Annotated in this window: 17 protein-coding genes and 1 tRNA gene; 6 read left to right on the forward strand and 12 right to left on the reverse strand. The window is 39.2% G+C overall.

Annotated elements, in window-relative coordinates:
• Positions 1-362: 362 nt before the first annotated feature.
• Positions 363-2840: a PilZ domain-containing protein gene (locus tag I6F66_RS01350; RefSeq protein WP_010553175.1), complete on the forward strand. Its 2478-nt coding sequence runs from the start codon at positions 363-365 to the stop codon at positions 2838-2840.
• Positions 2841-2860: 20 nt separating this feature from the next.
• On the opposite strand, the gene serB is transcribed toward I6F66_RS01350, so the two are convergent.
• Entirely contained in the window at positions 2861-3889 is a 1029-nt protein-coding gene (gene serB, locus I6F66_RS01355) for a phosphoserine phosphatase SerB (protein ID WP_165740678.1), read from the reverse strand.
• A 152-nt stretch (positions 3890-4041) separates the two neighbouring features.
• Between serB and I6F66_RS01360 the strand changes: the two genes are divergently transcribed.
• A complete protein-coding gene (locus I6F66_RS01360; protein ID WP_007581635.1) occupies positions 4042-4662 on the forward strand; it encodes an AhpA/YtjB family protein in 621 nt (206 codons plus the stop codon).
• Here the strand turns inward: I6F66_RS01360 and I6F66_RS01365 are convergent.
• The 4 genes from I6F66_RS01365 to prfC form a co-directional block, all read right to left on the reverse strand.
• Entirely contained in the window at positions 4629-5396 is a 768-nt protein-coding gene (locus I6F66_RS01365) for a TatD family hydrolase (protein ID WP_165740679.1), read from the reverse strand. The genes I6F66_RS01360 and I6F66_RS01365 overlap by 34 nt on opposite strands.
• Before the next feature lie 21 nt (positions 5397-5417).
• Positions 5418-6056 carry a pyridoxamine 5'-phosphate oxidase gene (gene pdxH / locus I6F66_RS01370; RefSeq protein WP_197159670.1) on the reverse strand — a complete coding sequence of 213 codons (639 nt, stop codon included), beginning with the start codon at positions 6054-6056 and terminating at the stop codon, positions 5418-5420.
• Between the two features lie 534 nt (positions 6057-6590).
• Entirely contained in the window at positions 6591-8333 is a 1743-nt protein-coding gene (gene argS, locus I6F66_RS01375; RefSeq protein ID WP_197159669.1) for an arginine--tRNA ligase, read from the reverse strand.
• A gap of 59 nt (positions 8334-8392) precedes the next feature.
• Complete coding sequence (gene prfC / locus I6F66_RS01380; RefSeq protein ID WP_007581628.1) at positions 8393-9982, reverse strand: peptide chain release factor 3; 1590 nt, start codon at positions 9980-9982, stop codon at positions 8393-8395.
• Between the two features lie 853 nt (positions 9983-10835).
• Here prfC and I6F66_RS01385 point away from each other — a divergent pair.
• Positions 10836-13502, forward strand: a complete 2667-nt coding sequence (locus I6F66_RS01385; protein WP_197208523.1) for an ATP-binding protein — start codon at positions 10836-10838, stop codon at positions 13500-13502.
• A gap of 75 nt (positions 13503-13577) precedes the next feature.
• Here the strand turns inward: I6F66_RS01385 and rimI are convergent, their stop codons facing one another.
• From rimI to guaB, 5 genes are all read right to left on the reverse strand, one after another.
• The gene (gene rimI, locus I6F66_RS01390; RefSeq protein ID WP_007581622.1) at positions 13578-14045 is read right to left on the reverse strand and encodes a ribosomal protein S18-alanine N-acetyltransferase; all 468 of its coding nucleotides are present in this window, start codon (positions 14043-14045) and stop codon (positions 13578-13580) included.
• Positions 14032-14337 (reverse strand): hypothetical protein, encoded by a 306-nt coding sequence (locus I6F66_RS01395; RefSeq protein WP_010553170.1) that lies wholly within the window; start codon positions 14335-14337, stop codon positions 14032-14034. Before I6F66_RS01395 ends, rimI begins: the two co-directional genes overlap by 14 nt.
• A gap of 64 nt (positions 14338-14401) precedes the next feature.
• Positions 14402-14478: transfer RNA gene (locus I6F66_RS01400), tRNA-Trp, on the reverse strand.
• Positions 14479-14633: 155 nt separating this feature from the next.
• The gene (guaA, locus tag I6F66_RS01405; RefSeq protein ID WP_197159649.1) at positions 14634-16211 is read right to left on the reverse strand and encodes a glutamine-hydrolyzing GMP synthase; all 1578 of its coding nucleotides are present in this window, start codon (positions 16209-16211) and stop codon (positions 14634-14636) included.
• 102 nt (positions 16212-16313) lie between these two features.
• Positions 16314-17783, reverse strand: coding sequence for an IMP dehydrogenase (guaB, locus tag I6F66_RS01410; protein WP_165727594.1), 1470 nt, complete (start codon positions 17781-17783; stop codon positions 16314-16316).
• A gap of 135 nt (positions 17784-17918) precedes the next feature.
• On the opposite strand from guaB, the gene xseA reads away from it, so the two are divergent.
• Entirely contained in the window at positions 17919-19259 is a 1341-nt protein-coding gene (gene xseA, locus I6F66_RS01415; RefSeq protein ID WP_197208525.1) for an exodeoxyribonuclease VII large subunit, read from the forward strand.
• Between the two features lie 12 nt (positions 19260-19271).
• Here xseA and I6F66_RS01420 read toward each other — a convergent pair whose 3' ends face one another.
• A complete protein-coding gene (locus I6F66_RS01420; RefSeq protein ID WP_165740795.1) occupies positions 19272-19952 on the reverse strand; it encodes a hypothetical protein in 681 nt (226 codons plus the stop codon).
• Between the two features lie 35 nt (positions 19953-19987).
• Positions 19988-20806, reverse strand: a complete 819-nt coding sequence (gene cysE / locus I6F66_RS01425) for a serine O-acetyltransferase (protein ID WP_165727596.1) — start codon at positions 20804-20806, stop codon at positions 19988-19990.
• 344 nt (positions 20807-21150) lie between these two features.
• Between cysE and I6F66_RS01430 the strand changes: the two genes are divergently transcribed.
• Together I6F66_RS01430 and I6F66_RS01435 are read left to right on the forward strand one after the other, a co-directional pair.
• On the forward strand, positions 21151-21555 hold the full coding sequence (locus tag I6F66_RS01430) for a hypothetical protein (protein ID WP_197139946.1): 405 nt from the start codon (positions 21151-21153) through the stop codon (positions 21553-21555).
• Between the two features lies 1 nt (position 21556).
• Positions 21557-21877 (forward strand): helix-turn-helix domain-containing protein, encoded by a 321-nt coding sequence (locus tag I6F66_RS01435; protein ID WP_024598636.1) that lies wholly within the window; start codon positions 21557-21559, stop codon positions 21875-21877.
• The last annotated feature ends 228 nt before the right edge of the window (positions 21878-22105 follow it).

Below are 22105 nucleotides of genomic sequence, written 5' to 3' on the forward strand. Positions count from 1 at the left end.
TTATAACCTTATCTACGATTCTCTAATTTTAAAAACATTTACTTCTAATAACTTATTTTGCCACTTCAAGCATTTACTTAGCAACAAACTCTTGCCTGCGTAAAAATCTAGCGTCACAATCATTAAATACACATGGTGTTTCTTTTTAGCTATAATTTAGGGCATACTTTTTGCTTTGAAATAGTTTAAAGTAACTTGCCAACAAAATGGCATATAACACATAATAACAAGAGCTAAACAGTAGTAACTAAAATAATTGTACCTATATTAATAACATAGCGCGATTTAACGTTTATTGAACTTCTAATAAATGGACTTAACAGTATACCTACTTTTTCAATTAGACGGTGATGGTTTTATAAATGGCTGATGACATAATGCTCAAACACGAAGACCTCGTGAATGAGTTAAAAACATATTTAGGCAATGCTAAATTTGACCTAATTTTCAAATCAAAAACCGCTGGGTTAACCAAACCTGAGCAATTTTTGATGAAAATGGAAATGTCACGCTTATCTCAGCCAGTGGCACGCTTTGTTGATCTTCGTGGATTAGTGACGGGCCAAGTAAAACCGTATGAGCATAACGGCAAACAGCACTTTATGGATGACACAGCCATTGAAGTGTTTGAAAAAGCACTTAAACAGCATGGTGAATATACCCTAGCCGTTTACGAAGCCGTAATGAATACAGAAAATAACCACCGAGTATTACAAAAACAAGCCGCCGAAAAATCAGAACTACAAGAATCAGAAAGTAACTTAAGCACTGAAGTCATTAAGTTTGCCTCTTACGAGAGCCGCCGTGAAGAACGGATGAATTACTCAATAAAAGTAACTATTGATTACAAAGATAAAAAGAACATTGCTGCTAGCACCTCAGATATATCTTTAAGCGGTTGTAAGGTTAAGCTTGCAACGCGCTACTCTATAAAAAAAGGTGAACTAATAGCAATGCGCTTGGTAGGCCTTGAACAAGACTTTGAACTTGGCCTAAAAAACGGTATTCAATACGAGGTTGTTGCCGTTGAAAATATCTCTCGTGAATACAACCACATTCGCTTAAAACGCACTTATATCGAAAATAACGACGCCTTTAATGACTTTTTAGAAAGCTTTATTCACGGTAATAAACGTCGTTATAAAGTAAATTTAGATAACACGCTCGATGCTGTAGTATCAAAGGGGTATGAGCAATACTACATCCCTCGTGTAACGTCTTTATATGTATTTTTAAGCAAAAAAGATGAACAGTATTACCCAAGCCTTAGCCTTACTACTGAAAATAATATTTTTATCCAGCGCTATTTTACCGATGAAAGAAAAACACCGTGTTTGTACAATATACTCAATCATCAGCGCATTACACAATTACTAACCCAAATTACCGCGGTCAAAGAAGATTACCTCTATACATTTACACATATATCATCGGGTAAAATTTACTATTACTCTGCGACACGAACTGAGCTAAATAATAACCCTAAATTACGTGATCTATTTTTAGGTTTTGGTAGCCAAAAAGAAAGTTGGCAGTGCTTTAAAATACAAATAATGCCAAGTCATCCAGATGATTCTTTTATACCGCTTTCATTACCTAATAGTGCTGGCGCTAATATTGAAAAACTCAACAAGCCGCCTTCCCCTCGAGTTAAAGGCCTTATAAAAGACGTTAAATATATTGTTGTACTTACAAGTATTGGCAATAAAACAGAGCAAGCAGATTATAAACAACTTACTTTTGATAAAGCGTTAGTAAATCAGCTTAAACATTTTGGCCACGCAAAACATAAAACGCCACCTTATTTAGATATTGTGCCACTTGAATACGTAAATTTACGCTCGCATAAGCGCTACCTTTATAAAACACCGGTTAGCGTCACTATTAATGATGAAGTATTTAACGGTTATACACGTGACTTTTCTGTAATGGGTTTGCAATTAGAGTGCGAGCAACCAGTCACATTTAAAAAAGGTGATATAGTACTTTTAACATTTCCTGAGCTTCAAAAAATAACTAAAAAGCATAAACTTAGCGAACTAAAGTACGAAATAATGGCCATTAGTAAGTCATTCACTACTATTAACCTAAAAGCGAATCGTGTTGCTGATTTACCCCATGCTGGCGTGACTTTTTTCACTCAGCTAATAGAAGGTAATAAAGACAAACTTAAAGTATCTGAAGAAGCGCCAAAAGTAGAAGGCTTATCTACCGCGCTTAGAAATATGGTTACAAAAAGTGTATGCCAATTTCCGCTGTATTTACACAAGGAAGCTGCACACTTTAAAACAGGTGCAATTGGTTATGGCTTATACGCCAGTCCTATGCATGTTATTTTGCAAAATTTTGGCTTATTAGGTAACAAAACTGACTTTTCGAGTATCCTTACCGAAGAGCAAATTATTAATGTAATAACGCCTAATATTAAAGATCGCAGTCGCCAAGACGCACCGCTTGCTTTTACACTCGCTATTAATTTCGACCCTCGTAAGGGCAAAATTGAAGAGGCTATTGTTAGCCAATGCGCTTTAGGTGAAGACTACTCAAGCTTTTATAAACAAATTAGTAAAGGCATTACATCACAACTTATATTTGTGATGCGTTTGTATATTTCGCGCACAGGTCGCCCCGATACTGACTACCTATCTAATGAGCTTAAATACGTAAGCCAATATGCAATGCATAAAGCAAAAGATTTAGAAGAAGCATTATGGGCTGTTGCAGGCGTGGGGGACGTAGTAGATATAACTGAAGAAGCTCTAAGCCATTTAGAGCTTAAAAAAGAGCAAGTTGAACAAATGGGCCGCCGTAAACTAATTTGGTTAAACCGCTTACGCTAAGCAGTTTAACTTAAACAACTTTAAAGAGCGGGCTCTTTATCTAACGGAATGGCCAACATATACAACAATTGTAATAATGACCCTTCACAAATAGCCGCTTGTGCTTGCTCAACTACTTTAGGTTTGCCATGCACTGCTACACCTAGGCCAGCTTTTGCCATCATGACTAAATCGTTTGCGCCATCGCCAATAGCAACTGTTTGCGACTTCTCAAGCCCTAGTTTATGTTGTAACGACTCTAGAATAATTGCTTTTTGTTGTGCATCTACAATTGTACCCAGTACTTTACCTGTTAGTTTATCGTCTTTAAATTCGAGTACATTAGCGTGCACTTCATCTAAATTAATAAGCTCTTGAACGCGCTCTGCAAACGGTACAAAACCACCTGATGCAATTGCTAAATACCAGTCATGCTGTTTTAGAATTTGACACAGCACTTTAATGCCCGGCATGAGTGGCAATGCACTTTTTAGCTCTTCAATTAAGCTTTTTTCAATACCAGCCAGTTTAGCTACGCGCTGATTTAAACTCTCGCTAAAATCAAGTTTACCCGCCATTGCAAGTGCGGTTACAGAGGCAACTTCGTCGTAAACATCCGCAAGGCGTGCTATTTCGTCTATGCACTCAATAGTTATTGCAGTTGAATCCATATCCATAACCAATAAACCAGGCTCATATAAATTAGGCACAGTAGCAACTTGCACTAATTGACAATCTAGAGTGCTTGAAAACTCTTGTAGTACTAACGGGTTTATAGCTTGATCGGAGTTTTGCGCGTAAAAACACAGTGCTGGAGCTAACCCTAAATCTGGTTGATATTGGCATATAGCAGTGACGGTTTGGTTATGCATAGCTAAAAAATCAATAATGCTAACAATGTGTTTTTCTTCAAAATCACCCGCAAATGCGATGCTAAATAACCCTAATGCTTTGTTTGGTATATAATCAAGAGGTGTAAATGCACCACCACTATAGCTAAACCATTTATTTAGAGTTAAGTGTTGTAATGGTTGCTCAGCAGCTTGCTGTGCCATGTTGATTTGCGACATGGAATCTCCGTGTTTATTTTTATTTTCCTGATAATTGGCATATCATAACTGGTATTCTCAACACTAAATTCGCCATCAGGTGGGGTTTAAGGTTATAGTTAGTGTAGTTGTAACATCAAATCAAAATGCTGTCAGTAGCATAAACGGTGACTATGAAAAATAACCATATTAAAAACCCTATTACTGCTTCTCAAAGAAAACGACTTGTTCGCTTAATACTAGCGGCTGGTTGTTTTGTATTACTAAGCTGGGTAGGTGTTAATAGTAGTTTTCAGAGTCATCAGTTACTTTATGATAGTGCCGATAGCACGGCAAAAAGCCTCACTCAGTTTATGGCTTTAAATGTTAAAACACCGCTTATTGAAAAAAACAAACCACAGCTCAACGCCATTTGTAACGATATAAGTAAAGATGAATTTGTACTTTCTGCGACTATTTATGATCAACAAGGCATTTTAATTGCTAGCAGTGACAATTGGCAGTCACATCATATTTATGGACAACTCCCTGACTCTACACCGGGTATTAGTAAACTAAAAACACCTTTTATGGAACCCGTGATAAGCGATGATGACCGCCCTATAGGCTTTGTGTCTGTTACTTATTTAACTCGCGCCGCAATATCCGACAGCCATAATCATTTTCATGACTTAGGTCGTCAAGTATTGTTAATGCTAGTGATTGCATGTATTTTTACGTGGCAGTTAGGGCGTGGATTAAAACGTTGGCAGGTAAATCGCTATATGCAAAAAACATCTGAACAAGAATCGTAAAGCTGCTTTGCAAGCGTCCCTCTTTCACTATGTGGCTTTAAATCACATAACGCGTTAAATACATCAGGTATATGTAATGGCGTGTTAACTTCACCTTGATGACCGCTTAACGGCATTGAAGGTGAGTCGGTTTCAAGCACTAAGTGCTCTGGCTCAATAGCAGCAATAACAGCGCGTGTTTTAACTGCGCGATCATAGGTAATAACACCGCCTATGCCAAGCTTAAAACCCTGCTTAATATAGTACTGCGCTTGTTGAAGTGAGCCCGAAAAGGCATGAATCACTCCCCCGTTTTTTGGCTTACACCGCTTAAACGATTGCGCAATTAAATCATGGCTTTGCCTATGATGCACAATAAGCGGTAAATTAAGCTCATTAGAAAGCCCTATTTGCTGCTCAAATAAATAAGTTTGTTTAGGAAGGTTTTCAATACTTCGATCAAGCCCGCACTCCCCAATAGCAACCAGCTGATGTTTATTTGTAGTCGCGAATTCAAATAACGCTTCTATGTGCGATTCGTTATGTTGCTCTAAAAAGTAAGGATGTAGCCCTGCGGCTATTTTTATACTTGGGTAAGTTGCTTTGAGTTTTATGAGAGTATGTGATTGAGCAAGCGTAATACCCGGCACAACAAACTGATTAACTCCCTTTGCTACACACTCACTTATGAGCGATTCACGATTCGAATCAAACTCGCTAAAGTCGAGGTGGCAATGAGAGTCAATAAATTGCACGGTTACTTACTCATCTTTTAATTAAGGGTTTAAGCGTGTAATTTGCCAGCTGTTATCTGCTTGGCGCTGATATATAAAGCGATCATGCAAACGATGCGCCCCACCTTGCCAAAACTCAATTTTAGTGGGTACTACACAATATCCGCCCCAAAAATCAGGCAATGGAATTTCACATTTAGCAAACTTACTTTTCATGTTGGCGAAGGTTTCCATTAGTACTTTACGTGATGACACCGGACGACTTTGCGCTGATGCCCATGCAGCTAATTGGCTTTCTTTAGGACGAGATAAAAAGTACTTTGCCACAGCAGAGGTAGGTAATGGTTTAGCCTCGCCATATACAATAACTTGGCGTTCCATGTGGTGCCACGGAAAGTGCAGCGATATTTTATTATTACCTTTAAGCTCTTGCGCTTTACGCGAACCTGTATTGGTAAAAAATACAAAACCGTTATCATCCAGATGCTTTAAAAGCACAATGCGCTGTGAAGGTTGACCGGTTTCATCAACAGTTGCTACAACCATCGCAGTTGGATCGGGTAACTGGCTTGCCACTGCATGCTCAAGCCATGTTTCAAACTGCTTGAATGGATCATCTTGCAAGTTATCTTCGCTTAACGCGTCTTGCAGGTATTCACGGCGGATATCTTCGAGTTTCATAACAAGTCCTTTAAATAAAGCCTTAGAAAAGAGCTTAGAGTAGCGAGCTTAAAACAATGGATGTTGAGTAGTAACAAATATTAAGATTCAGGTGCATGCGATAGCAATAACACCGAGTCTCGAGTGTATTCGATAGCAGTAAACATAGAGTCTCAGGTTTATCGATAGCAATAAACACAGAGCCTCAGGTGCATTCGATAGCAATAAACATAGAGTCTCAGGCGTATCGTTGGGTTTCGTTTCACTCAACCCAACCTACAACGTAAACTACACAACTCAGATATCTGCAAGTGTAGAAGTGCTGACAAGACGGAGTGCTTTTTTATGCCAAGGAGCATACATTTAGTATGTGACTTAGGCTAAAAAAGCACGACAACGCAGTCAAAGCGAACTACACGCAGCAGACGGTTCACCTAAGTAGTTTAGCCTAAGACAAGGCATCCAACCCGACTTATCCCTATGAGCATACGGTTTGTATGTGATTAGGGTAAGTTGGGGTGGATAACGCAGTATTAGGTTAAAATACGACGGTGATTACATTTGCTCCATGACTTCAATGCCGAGTAAGTCCAATCCCGTTTCTAATGTTCTTGAAACCAAATTACACAACACTAAACGGCTATCGCGCACGCTTGGCTCTACGCCCTCTTTAAGTACTGGGCAGGCTTCGTAAAATGTCATGTATAAGCTTGCTAGCTCATATAAGTAACCACATAGTACGTGCGGTGTTGCTTCGCTGATCATTAAATCAAGTACTTCTTCAAGCTGTAGTAGCTTAAGTGCTAGTGCTTTTTCTTGAGGCTCAATAATTGCAACATCTGAATTTAATGTAGCTGCATCAACGCCTGACTTACGGAAAATACTGCGTATACGTGTATAAGCATATTGTAAATAAGGAGCGGTTGCGCCTTCAAAGCTTAGCATGCTGTCCCAGTTAAAAATGTAATCGCTGGTACGGTGCTTAGAAAGGTCGGCGTATTTAACTGCGCCAATACCTACTTTACGTGCAATCTCGCTGCGATCGCTATCACTTAAATCCGATTCACGTTCAGCTAGTTTTGCAGCTGCACGGTTAATTGATTCTTCTAATAAGTCAGCAAGTTTTACTGTGCCGCCAGTACGTGTTTTAAATGGTTTGTTATCGGCGCCCATCATGGTGCCAAACGGGCAAAACTCGTAACTTGTTTCGTCTCGTAATAAACCTGCTTTACGCGCTGTTAGCTCTACTTGATTAAAGTGTAGATTTTGACGTGCATCTACAAAAATTAAGATACGATCAGCACCTAATTTATTTGAACGATAATCACATGCCGCTAAATCTGTTGTTGCATATAAAAAACCACCGCCAGATTTTTGTACGATAAACGCAGATGGTTCACCATCTTTGTTGGCAAGTTCATCTAAAAACACAACTTGCGCGCCTTGCGACTCTACTGCAATATTTTTATCTTTAAGTAGGCTAATAATATCGTTAAGTTCTGCGTTGTATGCGCTTTCAGCCATAATATCAGCTTGAGTAAGTGTTACATTTAAACGCTTGTATACTTCTTCAGAGTGCTTAACTGAGGTAGCTATAAACAGTTTCCAAAGTTTTTCACAGTGCGCATCGCCGCCTTGTAATTTAACAACGTAATTACGTGCTTTATCAGCAAAGCCTTCTTCGTCGTCAAAGCGTTTTTTAGCATCGCGGTAAAAGGTTTCTAAATCAGCAAGCGCTACAGAATCTAAATCAACACCTTGGCTAATTTGATCTTCTAAATGCGCGATTAACATACCAAATTGCGTGCCCCAATCACCCATGTGATTTTGACGTACAACCGTATCACCTCTAAATTCAAGCGCACGTACAATTGAGTCACCAATAATGGTTGAACGTAAATGGCCTACGTGCATTTCTTTAGCAAGGTTTGGTGATGAATAGTCAACAACCACTTTTTGCGGGTTAGCATGCTCGTTTACAGCAAGCTTTGCATCACTGTTAGCGGCTTGTACGCTTTGAGCTAAAAACTCAGGCTTTAAATGAATATTAATAAAACCTGGGCCAGCAATTTCAGTCTTTTGAGCAATATCGCTTACATCAAGATTATCTATAATTTTTTGCGCAAGCTCACGTGGATTGCTTTTCATTTTTTTAGCCGCGCCCATTGCTGCATTAATTTGGTAATCACCAAATTGTGGACGTGTGCTTTGTGTTACTGCTGGGTTTGTATCTTCAGGTAAGCCTGCGCCCGCCATAGCGGCAATGGCTTTTTCGATTAAAATAGTACGAATATTCATATTTTTTACCTTTGTAAGCCCGCCAAAGCAGGCTTTCAGTTAACTGTAGTCAGTCGATTCTAGTTTTCGCGAGTGTGGTTAAATGTCACTTCTGGGTAACGCTCTACCGATAAGTTAAGATTTACACGGCTCGGCGCAATGTAAGTTAAGTTATCGCCACCATCGAGTGCTAAATTACTTTCGCACTTGCGCTTAAAGTCTTCAAACTTTTTCACATCGTCGCTGCTTACCCAACGCGCTGTATTTACGTTTACACCTTCGTAAATAGCATCTACGTTATATTCGGCTTTTAAGCGCGCTACAACTACATCAAACTGAAGTACACCTACCGCGCCCACAATTAAATCGTTGTTTATAAGCGGTCTAAATACCTGCACAGCACCTTCTTCAGAAAGCTGTACTAAGCCTTTTAATAATTGCTTTTGCTTAAGCGGATCGCGAAGACGAATACGGCGGAATAATTCAGGCGCAAAGTTAGGGATACCACTAAATTTAAGCTTTTCGCCTTGTGTGAACGTATCACCAATTTGAATGGTACCGTGGTTATGCAAACCAATAATATCGCCCGCGTAAGCGTCAGCTGCGCGCTCACGATCGCCCGCCATAAAGGTTACCGCATCAGAAATGCTCACTTGCTTGCCAATTCGCACGTGATTCATTTTCATGCCTTGGCTATACTTACCCGATACAATACGCATAAATGCAATACGGTCACGGTGTTTAGGGTCCATGTTGGCCTGAATTTTAAATACAAAACCAGTAAAGTTTTCTTCAGTTGCAACAATAAGTCTGTCTTCGGTTTCACGAGGCAGTGGCGTTGGTGCCCATTTAGTTAAACCATCTAAAACGTGGTCAACACCAAAGTTACCAAGTGCGGTACCGTAATAAACTGGCGAAAGCTCACCTGCTAAAAACAGATCTAAATCAAATTCGTTTGATGCGCCAATAACAAGCTCAAGCTCATCGCGTAATTGCGCAGCTAAATCTTCACCAATGGCAATATCAAGTTCTGGGTTATCAAGACCTTTAATGGTACGAACTTCTTGAATTTTATGACCCTGACCTGTTTTGTATAAAACAGCTTCGTCATTATGAATGTGATAAACACCTTTGAACTCTTTACCACAGCCAATTGGCCAAGTAATGGGTGCACAGGCAATATTTAGCTCTGTTTCAACTTCGTCAAGCACTTCCATTGGGTCGCGAATTTCACGGTCACATTTATTCATAAACGTAACAATTGGCGTTGTACGCAGGCGTGTAACTTCCATTAGCTTACGGGTACGATCTTCTACACCCTTTGCCGCATCAATAACCATTAAACACGAATCTACCGCAGTTAATGTGCGGTAAGTATCTTCCGAGAAATCTTCATGTCCTGGAGTATCAAGTAAATTAACAAGTGCGTTGTTATATGGAAACTGCATTACAGAGGTAGTAACAGATATACCACGCTCTTTTTCCATTTCCATCCAGTCAGACTTTGCATGCTGGTTAGAGCCACGGCCTTTTACAGTGCCGGCTCGTTGAATAGCTTGTCCGAATAACAATACTTTTTCGGTAATGGTTGTTTTACCAGCATCTGGGTGAGAGATGATAGCAAAGGTTCGTCGTTTATTAATTTCGCTAAGGAGATTTTGATCTGCCATTAAAAAAGTTCTTTTAGTTTGTATACGGATATTATCCACTTTAAGTATGCTGAGCTTTCAAGGCTTAAATAATACCAATTGCATTAAATTAGCGTTCTATTATAGCGATAATAAAATAGCGCAATAACAAGGCGAAATTATCACATAGAGTTATTCTCTATGAATAATTTTTAACGTAGTTAGTGAGTTATTTAATACGCTAGAACGATCTTGTTTTTAATAAAATTGGTATAGAGCAACCTCGAAAGCTCAACACACCATCAGAAAAGCCCTAAATTGGCCCTTCACATGCGATCCGTTATGTTAATCGTAATTGAAGACTATTTTCGCTGATCTTGGCCTTATAAACAATCAATGGTTGGTTATTAGCTGATCTTTTTTATCAATATGGATTTTGGGAAGCCTAACTGCAAATGAGGTACAAAAAAATCAGTAATAAGCCAAATAAATAGAATCAGCACACAATACACCAAGCCCCTGCACACCATTAGAATTTTTAAGCCTTGCTTGAGAATATAACCTAGTGGCCCGGCTAACAGCCCTGCGTTAACCCACTGGTATTTATAACTAAGAGTAAATTAGAAAATTTAATTTTAAGTGATAGCATTTATCTTTAAAAAAATGACTTTAAAAGATGTAAATTTATGTAAACTTTTTTGAACAATAAAATAACAGTTATAAGCATGTAACTTATTAAATTAAAATAACTTAATAAAATAAAAAAACACCAATACAGAGCTAAATACCATGTAACTACTGATTGTAATTTAGCCACCAAGACCGCCACAAGCTTGTGTAATAAAGTCGTAACGCATATTATTGATAGATTGCATGGAGGATAAGTCGTTTGGTCATGAAAACCAGTAAGTTAAGTATTAGATTATTATGGTATATAACACCCCTTGTTATTCTACCGCTGCTATTTTTAGGTGGCTTTACGCTCACCAATGTAACTAATTCAACACAAAAACAAGCTGATTTAATAATGAGCCGTTTTGTTGAGCAACAACAGCAAAAAATATTTAATTATATCGACTCTTTTCACTCTACAGCAAAACTACTTTCAACCTCGCCAGTACTTAGTGATTTTTTAGCAAACGACATTCGTGCCAACGGTAATTACACCCGAAAACTTGGCGCGCTTATGGATGTATTTGCCAGTTACAGTGAGGCTTATCCCGATATAATTAGCATTAATTTAGTTTCAGCCAGTGGGAAAAGCGATGCCTACTACTCTAACAACCTAACAACAGCGCCTAAAAGCTACCCGTTTTTTAATCAAGTATTGCAAAGTAATTTAAGTAAACAGCAATTTATGATTCAAAAGGATGATGGCACCACTAGTTTATATTTTATTCAACGAATTTATAGTGTTGATTACTATTTAAAACGACCACAGCAGCTTGGTTTTATTGTAATACATATAGAACCTTCAATACTAAACTCTAGTATTTTAGAAGCGCCATATAACAACACGCTTAATTTAATGTTGACTAAAGACGGGAAAATTTTATTTAGCTCCGATTATAATATGCGTGGCCAATACATAAGCGAGTACGAACTTAATCAAGTGCACGACCTCGCTGATATCGGCATGCTTTCAACTATTGAACTCTCAAGCATAGACAAAATAGAGCGAATGATTTTTGCAGTGCAAATGCCCGGCGGATATTATTACGTATCGACCATTCCCAAAGGGGTGCTTTATCAATCAGGTAAAGCCATAAGTTTAATAACAGGCTTAATTGTTATTATTTCGGTGATCACCCTGCCAATATTAATTTTTGTAGTGGTCCGCAATTTATTACTTAACCCAATTGAGTTACTCGGGGCTGCGAGTCATCGTGTTGGTGATGGCGATTTGTCGGTGCACTTACCAGCTCATACAAATGATGAAGTAGGTGTTTTATTTAACGACTTTAACCACATGGTTAATCAAATAAGGCACTACCAACAACAGCTTGAAGAATACAAACACCACCTTGAAGATAAAGTGGAAAGTCGTACCCAAGCACTTGAAGCTATGAACAGCCAACTTGAGTTAGCTATTGGCCAAGCTGAGCAAGCTAATCAACTTAAGAGTCGTTTTTTAGCTAACATGAGTCACGAAATACGCACGCCGCTCACGGCCATTATGGGCTTTACTGAGCAGTTACTACACAACGATAAAGTAGCGAATGACAAACAACACCTAAGCACTATTTTACGTAATTCAAAACACTTACTAGAGTTAATAAATAACATACTCGATTTATCTAAAATTGAAGCTGAAAAGCTGGCTGTTGATTTGTCAGCGTTAAACGTAGTGCAGCTTGTGCACGATATTGAATCAATTATTCAACCACTGGCACAAGAAAAACAATTAACCCTTAATATCGACTATCAACTGCCGCTACCCCGCACCATTTATAGTGATGTGACCCGCTTAAAACAAATACTTATAAACATTGCTAATAACGCCGTTAAATTTACCGAAAATGGTAGCGTGTCTATTTGTGTGCATTATTTACAAGCAAGTCAAAAGCTAGAGTTTGTAATTAAAGATACTGGTATTGGTATGTCTGAGCATCAAATAGAACGTGTATTTAAGCCGTTTGAACAAGCCGATGCCACAACTACACGTCGTTTTGGTGGTACAGGTCTTGGGTTGTGTATTTCTAAAAACTTAGCACTGTTACTTGGTGGCGATGTAAACCTTGAAAGTGAAGTGGGTGTAGGTAGCCGAGTTACAATTAGGGTGGCATGTCAGCTATCTGATGATCAACCCATGCTTGAATTTTTAACGCAAGACAGCCAGTTAATACCAGAGAAAGATCCTCTCTTATCGTTTGCAACCAATAGCTTCGACGCCAATATATTAGTGGCTGAGGATAACCCAGATAACCAACTATTAATTAAATTATTACTGCAAACCTGGGGTCTTGAACCCGATATTGCCAGTAATGGCGCACAAGCTGTAGAAATGGCGCTCGTAAACGACTACCAACTTATTATTATGGATATGCAAATGCCTGTAATGGGCGGATTAGAAGCGACTAAAATGCTTCGTCATGCAGCGTATGATGGCCCTATCATTGCCCTTACTGCCAATGTAATGAACCATGATATAGGCACTTATCTAGAAGCTGGTTGCGACAAAGCACTGGCTAAACCCATTGATAAAGATGCACTCGAAAAAGTACTTGTAAGCTATTTACATCTTGAAAAAGATAATCAAAATAAATGGGATAGCCTATTAAAGAGCGAAAAGTTTCAGCAAATTGCCGATAATTACTTAGCTAACTTACCTACATATTTAGAAGAAGTTAAAGCTTTGCAGCATTGTGATGATTGGGAAGCATTAAGAGGTATAGCGCACAGTGTTAAAGGCAGTTCTGGATGCTTTAACTTTGATGAAATTTACCATAGCGCTGCGGCACTTGAAGAGAACTTAAAAAGTAACAATAAAGTACCAAGAGACGAGCTGGTAAATGATTTAATAGCAGCCATTGAGCAAGCAATTAGCGACAAAGTAACCTAAAAAGCAAACTTACAAAACTGTACAAATGCAGTACTTTAACGGCTCTATATTTTAAATGCTAATTACCGACTTTAATTATGAAAAGTTTAAACCTAGCGCCATACCCATTAAAATAGCGTCTTCAAAGCCATTTTTAGCAGGGTTATCGCTTGGGTAGTAGTTTTTACGCACTGACATCTCAGCAAAGCCTGCGCGCTCATACAGCGCAATAGCACGCGTATTTGATTCGCGAACTTCTAAAAAGAGGTTTTCAGCATTTTGCTGCTCACCATATTCAATAAACTGCGCTAACAACTGCCTTGCAATACCCTTACCCTGGTGACTTGGTGTTACACAAATATCCATAAGTGTAAAATCAGGCCCTGCTTTTTCACCAATATAAAAACCAATCATGCTCGCCTCATCAAATGCGGCAACATTAAAATAGCGCCCGCCTATACATGAACCCATTGTATTTAAAGTCCACGGATGGCTATGACACGCTGTTTCGATGGCCATTAATTGAGGTATTGCAGTTTCATCTACTGATTTAAAGTTTATCAAGGTGTTTACTCATTAAAGCCCATAAAGCACGCTTCTCAGAGGCGTTGAGCTGTGGGGTTGGCAATGTAAGCTTATTATCGTTTAATTGCATCTCACTGCCCTGTACAACGCTATTTATAATAATAGGCTCTGCACTGAGTTTAATGTCTGCAAGTAGTTGCTCATTTAGCGTTAAAGAACTAGCTATCGTGCTTTGCGATAAAGTATTAGCTTGATCATTTGCTTGAGGACAATAATGTTGATTGAGTTCAAGATTTTCTATATCAAAAATAGCTGCGTAACGTGGATGCATAACAACTCAGTAGATTAGACATTTGAACAATATAAGAAGTAATAAAAACGATGTAAAGAAGAAATGGCAGGGGCGGAGAGATTCGAACTCCCAACCATCGGTTTTGGAGACCGCTGTTCTACCAATTGGAACTACGCCCCTGCAATGACGACGAATTATAGAGAAGTTTCGCCAAAGGTAAAGAGAAAAATCACTCTTTTAGTTTAACTGCTTTTTAAATAAACAAAACGGCGAATTAGCATGCTAATTCGCCGTTTTTTAATCACTTAAAATTAGTTAATTAAAACTAAAATTAATTATTCCCATTCGATAGTTGCAGGTGGTTTACCTGAAATATCGTAAACAACACGAGAAATACCGTCTATTTCATTAATGATACGGTTTGATACCACACCTAAAAACTCATAAGGTAAATGTGACCAGCGCGCTGTCATAAAGTCGATTGTTTCCACACAACGAAGTGATACAACCCAATCGTACTTACGTGCATCGCCCATAACCCCTACCGATTTAACAGGTAAGAATACAGTAAACGCTTGACTTACTTTATGGTAAAGCTCAGCTTTGTGAAGCTCTTCGATGAAAATCGCATCAGCGCGGCGTAATAAATCACAGTATTCTTTTTTGATTTCGCCAAGTACACGCACACCTAAACCTGGTCCAGGGAAAGGATGACGGTAAAGCATGTCGTACGGTAAACCTAGCTCTAGGCCAATTTTACGTACTTCGTCTTTAAATAACTCACGTAATGGCTCAACTAGGCCCATTTTCATGTCATCTGGTAATCCACCCACATTGTGGTGAGATTTAATAACATGCGCTTTACCAGTTGCAGATGCCGCTGATTCAATTACATCTGGGTAAATTGTACCTTGCGCTAACCATTTTGCATTTTTAAGCTTTTTGGCTTGCTCATCAAATACATTAATAAACGTGTGACCAATGGCTTTACGTTTATCTTCTGGGTCTGACTTACCCGCTAGATCATTTAAAAACTGCTCTTCAGCTTCAACTTTAACAATGTTTAAGCCAAATTTATTACCAAACATGTCCATTACTTGTTGGCCTTCGTTTAAACGAAGTAAGCCATTATCAACAAATACACATGTTAGTCTTTCGCCAATTGCACGGTGAATAAGCATAGCCACAACCGATGAATCAACACCACCAGAGAGGCCTAAAATAACTTCGTCATCGCCAACTGTTTCTTTAATACGCTCGATAGCATCATCGATAATTTTTGCAGCAGTCCACAATTTTTCACAGCCACAAATATCAATAGCAAAACGCTCTAACAAGCGCTGACCTTGATGCGTGTGTGTAACTTCTGGATGAAACTGTACACCGTAAAAACGTTTTTCTTCGTTAGACATTGCAGCATGTGGACAAGTAGATGTTTTAGCTGTTGTTGCAAAACCAGCTGGAATATCCATTACTTTGTCGCCATGGCTCATCCATACGTCGAGTATGCCGTTGCCGCCATCGGTAATGCTGTCTTCAATTGCATCAAACAATGCACAATTACCTACTTTTTCAACTTGTGCGTAACCAAACTCTTTTTTATCAGAGCTGTGTACACTACCACCTAGTTGAGCAGCCATTGTTTGCATGCCATAACAAATGCCTAACACAGGCACGCCTGCATTAAATACGTACTCTGGAGCGCGCGGGCTGTTTTCAAGTGTTGTTGATTCTGGGCCACCAGAAAGAATAATACCTTGTGGGTTGAACTCGCGGATTTGCTCTTCAGTCACATCCCATGCCCATAGCTCACAGTAAACACCAATTTCGCGGATACGGCGCGCGATTAATTGCGTGTATTGTGAACCAAAGTCTAAAATGAGAATTCGTGAATCGTGAATATCTTTGCTCATGGAGTATCTCGTAAAGTCTGATGCTAAATGTCATTTGTTAATGTAAACGACTAAAAAGAGGGCTTGCAAAGCAAGCCCAGTATATTAAATTAATTACGCTGCTTAACCTAAGCGGTAATTTGGTGCTTCTTTAGTGATTTGCACATCGTGTACGTGCGATTCACCCATACCCGCTGAAGTAACGCGTACAAACTGTGGTTTTGTATTAAGCTCTTCAATTGTTGCACAACCCGTTAAACCCATAGCACTACGTAAGCCACCTACTTGCTGATGAATAATCGTTGCAATTGGACCTTTGTAAGCTACGCGACCTTCAATACCTTCAGGTACTAACTTGTCTGCTTCGTTTGATTTTTGGAAGTAACGATCTGATGAACCTTCTTTTTGATCCATCGCGCCCAATGAGCCCATACCACGGTAAGACTTGTAGTAACGACCTTGGTATAATTCAACTTCACCTGGTGCTTCTTCTGTACCAGCGAGAAGAGAACCCACCATTACACACGATGCACCAGCAACAAGTGCCTTAACAATATCGCCAGAAAAACGAATGCCGCCATCAGCAATTACAGGAATGTCGCGACCTTTTAAGCCTTCAACAGCATCTGAAATAGCTGTAATTTGTGGAACGCCACAACCGGTAACAATACGTGTAGTACAGATAGAACCTGGGCCTATACCTACTTTAACTGCGTCGGCGCCAGCGTCTGCAAGTGCAATCGCACCTTCTGCTGTAGCTATGTTACCGGCAATAATTTGTAAGTCTGGATACTCTTTGCGAGTTTTAGTAACACGGTCAATAACACCTTGAGAATGACCATGCGATGTATCGATAAGTAAAACATCAATACCCGCTTCTACTAATGCAGCAATACGCTCATCAGTACCAGCACCAACACTTACAGCAGCACCTACACGTAAACGACCTTGGTCGTCTTTACATGCGTCTGGTTTGTCTTGGGCTTTTTGGTAATCTTTTACTGTTATCATGCCTTTAAGTTTAAAAGCGTCATCAACAACAAGGATTTTTTCAATGCGGTGTTCGTGCATTAAGCCTAAAATTTCTTCGCGAGCTGCGCCTTCTTTAACGGTAACAAGCTTTTCTTTTTTAGTCATAACGGTAGAAACAGGCTGTTCAAGCTTAGTTTCAAAACGCATGTCACGGCTAGTTACAATACCAACAAGTACATTGTCGCTATCGGTAACTGGAAAGCCTGAAAAACCTTTTTCGTGTGAAAGCTCAATAGCGTCTGCTATTGTTAAATCGGCAGTCACCGTTACAGGGTATGAAACAATACCTGCTTCGTAGGTTTTAACTTTACGTACGTTTTTCGCTTGTTCTTCAATAGTCATGTTTTTATGAATAAAACCAAGACCACCTTCTTGCGCAAGGGCAATAGCTAAACGAGCTTCTGTAACAGTATCCATAGATGCTGAAATAAGCGGCAAGTTAAGTTTGATACCACGCGTTAAGCGAGTTGAAATATTTGCCGTGTGTGGCAAAACAGTAGAATGACCAGGTACTAAAAGTACGTCATCAAAGGTAAGAGCTTCTTTAGCGATTCTAAGCATTTTGGCAACTTCTCACATGTGGATCTAAGATAAGGAATTGCGGCCAAATTTTAACAGCGTTGTTGCCATGAGTAAATAATATTTCGCAAATATTTATGATAAAGTAGTGCAATAAATAGTTTTAGGTTGTTTTTTATGTTTTCGAAGCCTTCGCAGGCGGTTTACACCGTTTCACGCCTTAATAGAGAAATTCGCACAATCCTTGAGCAAGGTTTTGCATCTTTAGTGCTCACGGGCGAAATTTCTAACTTTATTACCCCAGCATCTGGACATTGGTACTTTTCGTTAAAGGACGATAAAGCACAAATTAAAGCCGCAATGTGGCGAGGTAATAATCGCAACCAAAGCTACCGCCCTGCCAATGGCGCACAAGTAACAGTAAAAGCGCGCGTATCACTTTATGAGCCTCGCGGTGATTACCAGCTTATTGTTGAACATATGGAACCTGCAGGCGAAGGTCAGCTAAAGCAAGAATTTGATGCGCTTAAAATGCGTTTAGCCGCCGAAGGATTATTTAGCTCTGCTCACAAACAGCCATTACCCCAAAATATTAATCGCATTGGTGTTATTACCTCAGCAACCGGCGCTGCTATAAAAGATATTTTAACGGTACTCAAACGCCGTGCACCGCAGCTAGAAGTCATCATTTACCCTGCTATGGTACAAGGCAAAGAAGCGCACGTGCATTTAATTAACCAAATTGAATTAGCCAACACACGTGATGAAGTAGACGTACTTATTTTAGGGCGAGGCGGCGGATCACTTGAAGATTTATGGTGTTTTAATCACGAACAGCTCGCCCGCGCTATTTTCAAAAGTGAATTACCGATAGTAAGTGCGGTAGGCCACGAAATAGATACCACTATTAGCGATTACGTTGCTGATGTTCGTGCAGCGACTCCATCAGCCGCAGCTGAGCTTGTAAGCCCTAATACGCAAGAGTTACACAACAAAGTAACGCAATTAGTTAATCGTTTATCTAACGCGTTTAAGCACGGCATTGCCGACAAGCGCGCACTAGCAACGCAGTTACAACACCGCCTTAATTTATGTCATCCGCGTAATCAGCTTAATCAAAAATCACAACGTTTGGATGAGCTAAGCATTGCGCTGCAACAGGCGATGCGTAATCGTTTATACCAACAAGAACGCACACTCAATAACTTAACGCCGCGTTTAATGCGCCAATCACCCGATAAAAAACTCGCTACAGCAAGCCATCAACTTTCGCAATTACAAGCTAGGCTAAACCAAGCTATACAACATCAGTTACAGCAAGCGAATAATAGCTTAGCACTGCAAGCAAGCAGGTTAGATTCAGTAAGTCCGCTTAATGTTTTAGCGCGCGGCTATAGCATCACTAAAACACAACAAGGCAAAGTGGTTAAATCTGTGGGGCAAATTAAAACAGGCGATGTTTTGATTACAGAGCTCGTTGATGGCTCTATAGAATCACAGGTTATACCTGTTACATAAAGTTGGTATTACTTAAAACTCTGTACTTAGCAACAATTTAAGCTCGCTATCGCTTGATGTGGAGGTAGTGCTTTTAAATTGTTGCCAAAACTCTTGCTTCATCAACTCGTCGTTTAGCTCTCGCCATTGAGAATTATCAAATGTGTCGTTATCAGCGGGTGCGGCAAGTTCAAATTCACATATCGTCGTTTTACATTTTGCGCTAACAACATCGGGTATAATCGCTAAATCAGCTGTTAATAAAAAATCTTGTAATGCCATTTCAGTACGATAAGCCCATTCTTCGTCACGCGTTTGCTTTTCAAATTTATCACGTAAAATCTTCTCAAAATCTGAAGGACCTCTCATTTGCTTTAAAATGCTTTTAACTGTCGCTTTCTGCTCAGCAAGTTGCTGCTTAAGCTGAGTTACTTGCTCTTCTAAAGGTAGCTCATCAAGCATTTGGGTTTCTGAATAGGTTGGAGGCGTCTCTTCAGCGGGCTCTATACTAGCGACTTGCTCAGGTACTGCAGAGTCTGCATTACTTAATACCTCATTACTTTGTTGTCCAGTATGAAGCTTTTGCTGTTTTTCATAACTTGGCTGCGACTTAACAGATTCTGGATGACTTGAAGCTGCATTAAAGTAGCTCCAAGTTAAACCTACACCCGCAATAAACCCAATCCCTAGAGCCAATAAACTATTCTTGTTCATGTTAATTCCTTTTAAGTTTTATTATTTTTAATTACTTATAGCATTGCACTCGTGTGCGATTCGTTTTCAGGCTCAGGATTTGCTAAAAAGTTTTGGTTCATACTTTGCGCCGGACACTCACAATCCGGTCGACCAATAATTTTAGCGGGCACGCCAACAGCGGTTGTGTGTGGTGGAACATTGCTAAGTACAACTGAGCCCGCACCAATTCGTGCGCCCTCACCTACTTCAATATTACCAAGTACTTTAGCGCCGGCGCCAATTAATACGCCCGCTCTAATTTTGGGATGACGATCACCCTGCTCATTGCCTGTACCGCCAAGCGTTACAGATTGCAAAATTGATACATTATCTTCAATTACCGCTGTTTCACCAATAACAATACCGGTTGCGTGGTCAAACATAATGCCTTTACCCACTTTACATGCTGGGTGAATATCGACCCCAAACACTTCAGAGTTACGGCTTTGAATAAAGCGCGCTAGCTCTTTGCGGTTTTGTTGCCACAAGCAATTAGCCAAACGGTGCGCCTGAATAGCATGAAAACCTTTTAGATTTAATATAACCGTAAGATAGGTTTCTGATGCAGGGTCGCGGTCTTTTACCGCTTTAATATCCTCAGCAACAAAAGATAGCATACGGTCACATTTTACAAATGCTTGATCGAACAGCTCTCGGATAGTGAATGCCGATACCACCGCATCAGCCAACTTATTAGCAACAATAAAGCTCAATGCCGAACCTAAACAATCATGATTCAAAATGCATGAATAAACATGACTTGCTAATAATGGTTCACGTGTTACTACATCGTTAGCTTCTTCGCGAAGCTGTTGCCAAATTGCATGACGCATAATACTGCACTGCCTTAAGTTGATATAAAATAGCCTTTTCCCAAGTCTAACGGATTTAAAGCCTAAGGTGTTAATCCCTTAGTTATTTGTTCTGGTTATTAGATATAACTAGCAACCAGAAATGATATTTTAAATACGTACCCACTTTTTAGATTAAGCTATACGACAGTTGCTAAAATTTCCAATACATACTTAAAATATAATAAATTAATAAAAATCAAAAGCTAACAACATATGACAGTTCACCTGTCATATGCCAAAATACATACTGGCGTACAGCTGACGGCGTAAATAACAAAAACAAACGCTAAATTAGCATCATCAACTCAACAAGGATAACGATGATGAAAAACGATGTATTAAATACAAGAAAATTAGGTTACAAATTTTACTTTCAAGATGGCGATAATCAAATAGCGTGTTTTGGTAGCTACTTTACAGGGAAAGAAGAAGTATACGTAAATGATGAACTTATAAGTAATAAGCGTAACCAAAGGATTCACAGTGGCCATCAATTTAATATTGGTGACAATGATTTTAAAGTAATGTTTGAAATGCGTAATATTTTAACTGGCAGGTTAGAGTGCTCACTTTATAAAAATGGCCAATTTATAAAAAGTTATGAACAATCATCATTATTAAATAACCCAAAAACTTCGTTAAAAGTGCTTTTTGGCTGCTTTTTTGGAGGCCTAGTTGGTGGCTACTTGCTAATTATAATTTTAGAATTCTTGATTGGGAAATTTTAAAATGCAACTTAATCCTAAAACAATAAAAGAACTTAGGCAGCAATTTAATTGGACGCAACAGCAACTTGCCGATGCCTGCGATGTAAGCTTGAGAACAATCCAACGGGTAGAAAAAGAAGGCGCGGCATCAAAAGAAACCACAATGGCTTTATGCGCGGTTTTAGAAGTACGCCAGGGTAAATTAATTAAGCTTGATGAAGATACAACACCTCTCGGTGGTGCAACAACTTTAAACAAGCACACTATAACCACGGTGTTAGCATTGTCATCAGTAGTCAGCTTCATATTAGGCATGATAACTGTTTTTTTTATTATGAAATAAGGAGCTGCAGCAATGTCAAAATATGAGTCGAAAGAGCTACGTGGCCACATCACTTTAGTTGTAATAATAAGTGCAATGATACTTTTTGGGTTAGGTGTAAAAATTGGTTCAATACTATATCCAATACCATAAAAAATGCCCCAATATATGGTAACACCGATCAGTTAAGGTATTTTTGATCGGTTGACCGATCTTTTGGTTGCTTCACAATACCCTTATCATCTTTTG

Origin of the sequence: Pseudoalteromonas sp. NZS100_1, assembly GCF_015864285.1 — a bacterium.
In the GTDB taxonomy this organism is placed as follows: domain Bacteria; phylum Pseudomonadota; class Gammaproteobacteria; order Enterobacterales; family Alteromonadaceae; genus Pseudoalteromonas; species Pseudoalteromonas arctica.

Excerpts from the sequence above, each read along its gene's own strand:
- argS (WP_197159669.1), bottom strand. The coding sequence starts at position 8,333 with ATGAATATTCGTACTATTTTAATCGAAAAAGCCATTGCCGCTATGGCG.
- I6F66_RS01430 (WP_197139946.1), top strand. The coding sequence starts at position 21,151 with ATGAAAAACGATGTATTAAATACAAGAAAATTAGGTTACAAATTTTAC.
- I6F66_RS01360 (WP_007581635.1), top strand. The coding sequence starts at position 4,042 with ATGAAAAATAACCATATTAAAAACCCTATTACTGCTTCTCAAAGAAAA.
- serB (WP_165740678.1), bottom strand. The coding sequence starts at position 3,889 with ATGTCGCAAATCAACATGGCACAGCAAGCTGCTGAGCAACCATTACAA.
- I6F66_RS01420 (WP_165740795.1), bottom strand. The coding sequence starts at position 19,952 with ATGAACAAGAATAGTTTATTGGCTCTAGGGATTGGGTTTATTGCGGGT.
- pdxH (WP_197159670.1), bottom strand. The coding sequence starts at position 6,056 with ATGAAACTCGAAGATATCCGCCGTGAATACCTGCAAGACGCGTTAAGC.
- cysE (WP_165727596.1), bottom strand. The coding sequence starts at position 20,806 with ATGCGTCATGCAATTTGGCAACAGCTTCGCGAAGAAGCTAACGATGTA.
- I6F66_RS01435 (WP_024598636.1), top strand. The coding sequence starts at position 21,557 with ATGCAACTTAATCCTAAAACAATAAAAGAACTTAGGCAGCAATTTAAT.
- prfC (WP_007581628.1), bottom strand. The coding sequence starts at position 9,982 with ATGGCAGATCAAAATCTCCTTAGCGAAATTAATAAACGACGAACCTTT.
- guaB (WP_165727594.1), bottom strand. The coding sequence starts at position 17,783 with ATGCTTAGAATCGCTAAAGAAGCTCTTACCTTTGATGACGTACTTTTA.
- I6F66_RS01350 (WP_010553175.1), top strand. The coding sequence starts at position 363 with ATGGCTGATGACATAATGCTCAAACACGAAGACCTCGTGAATGAGTTA.
- I6F66_RS01385 (WP_197208523.1), top strand. The coding sequence starts at position 10,836 with ATGAAAACCAGTAAGTTAAGTATTAGATTATTATGGTATATAACACCC.
- xseA (WP_197208525.1), top strand. The coding sequence starts at position 17,919 with ATGTTTTCGAAGCCTTCGCAGGCGGTTTACACCGTTTCACGCCTTAAT.
- I6F66_RS01395 (WP_010553170.1), bottom strand. The coding sequence starts at position 14,337 with ATGCATCCACGTTACGCAGCTATTTTTGATATAGAAAATCTTGAACTC.
- guaA (WP_197159649.1), bottom strand. The coding sequence starts at position 16,211 with ATGAGCAAAGATATTCACGATTCACGAATTCTCATTTTAGACTTTGGT.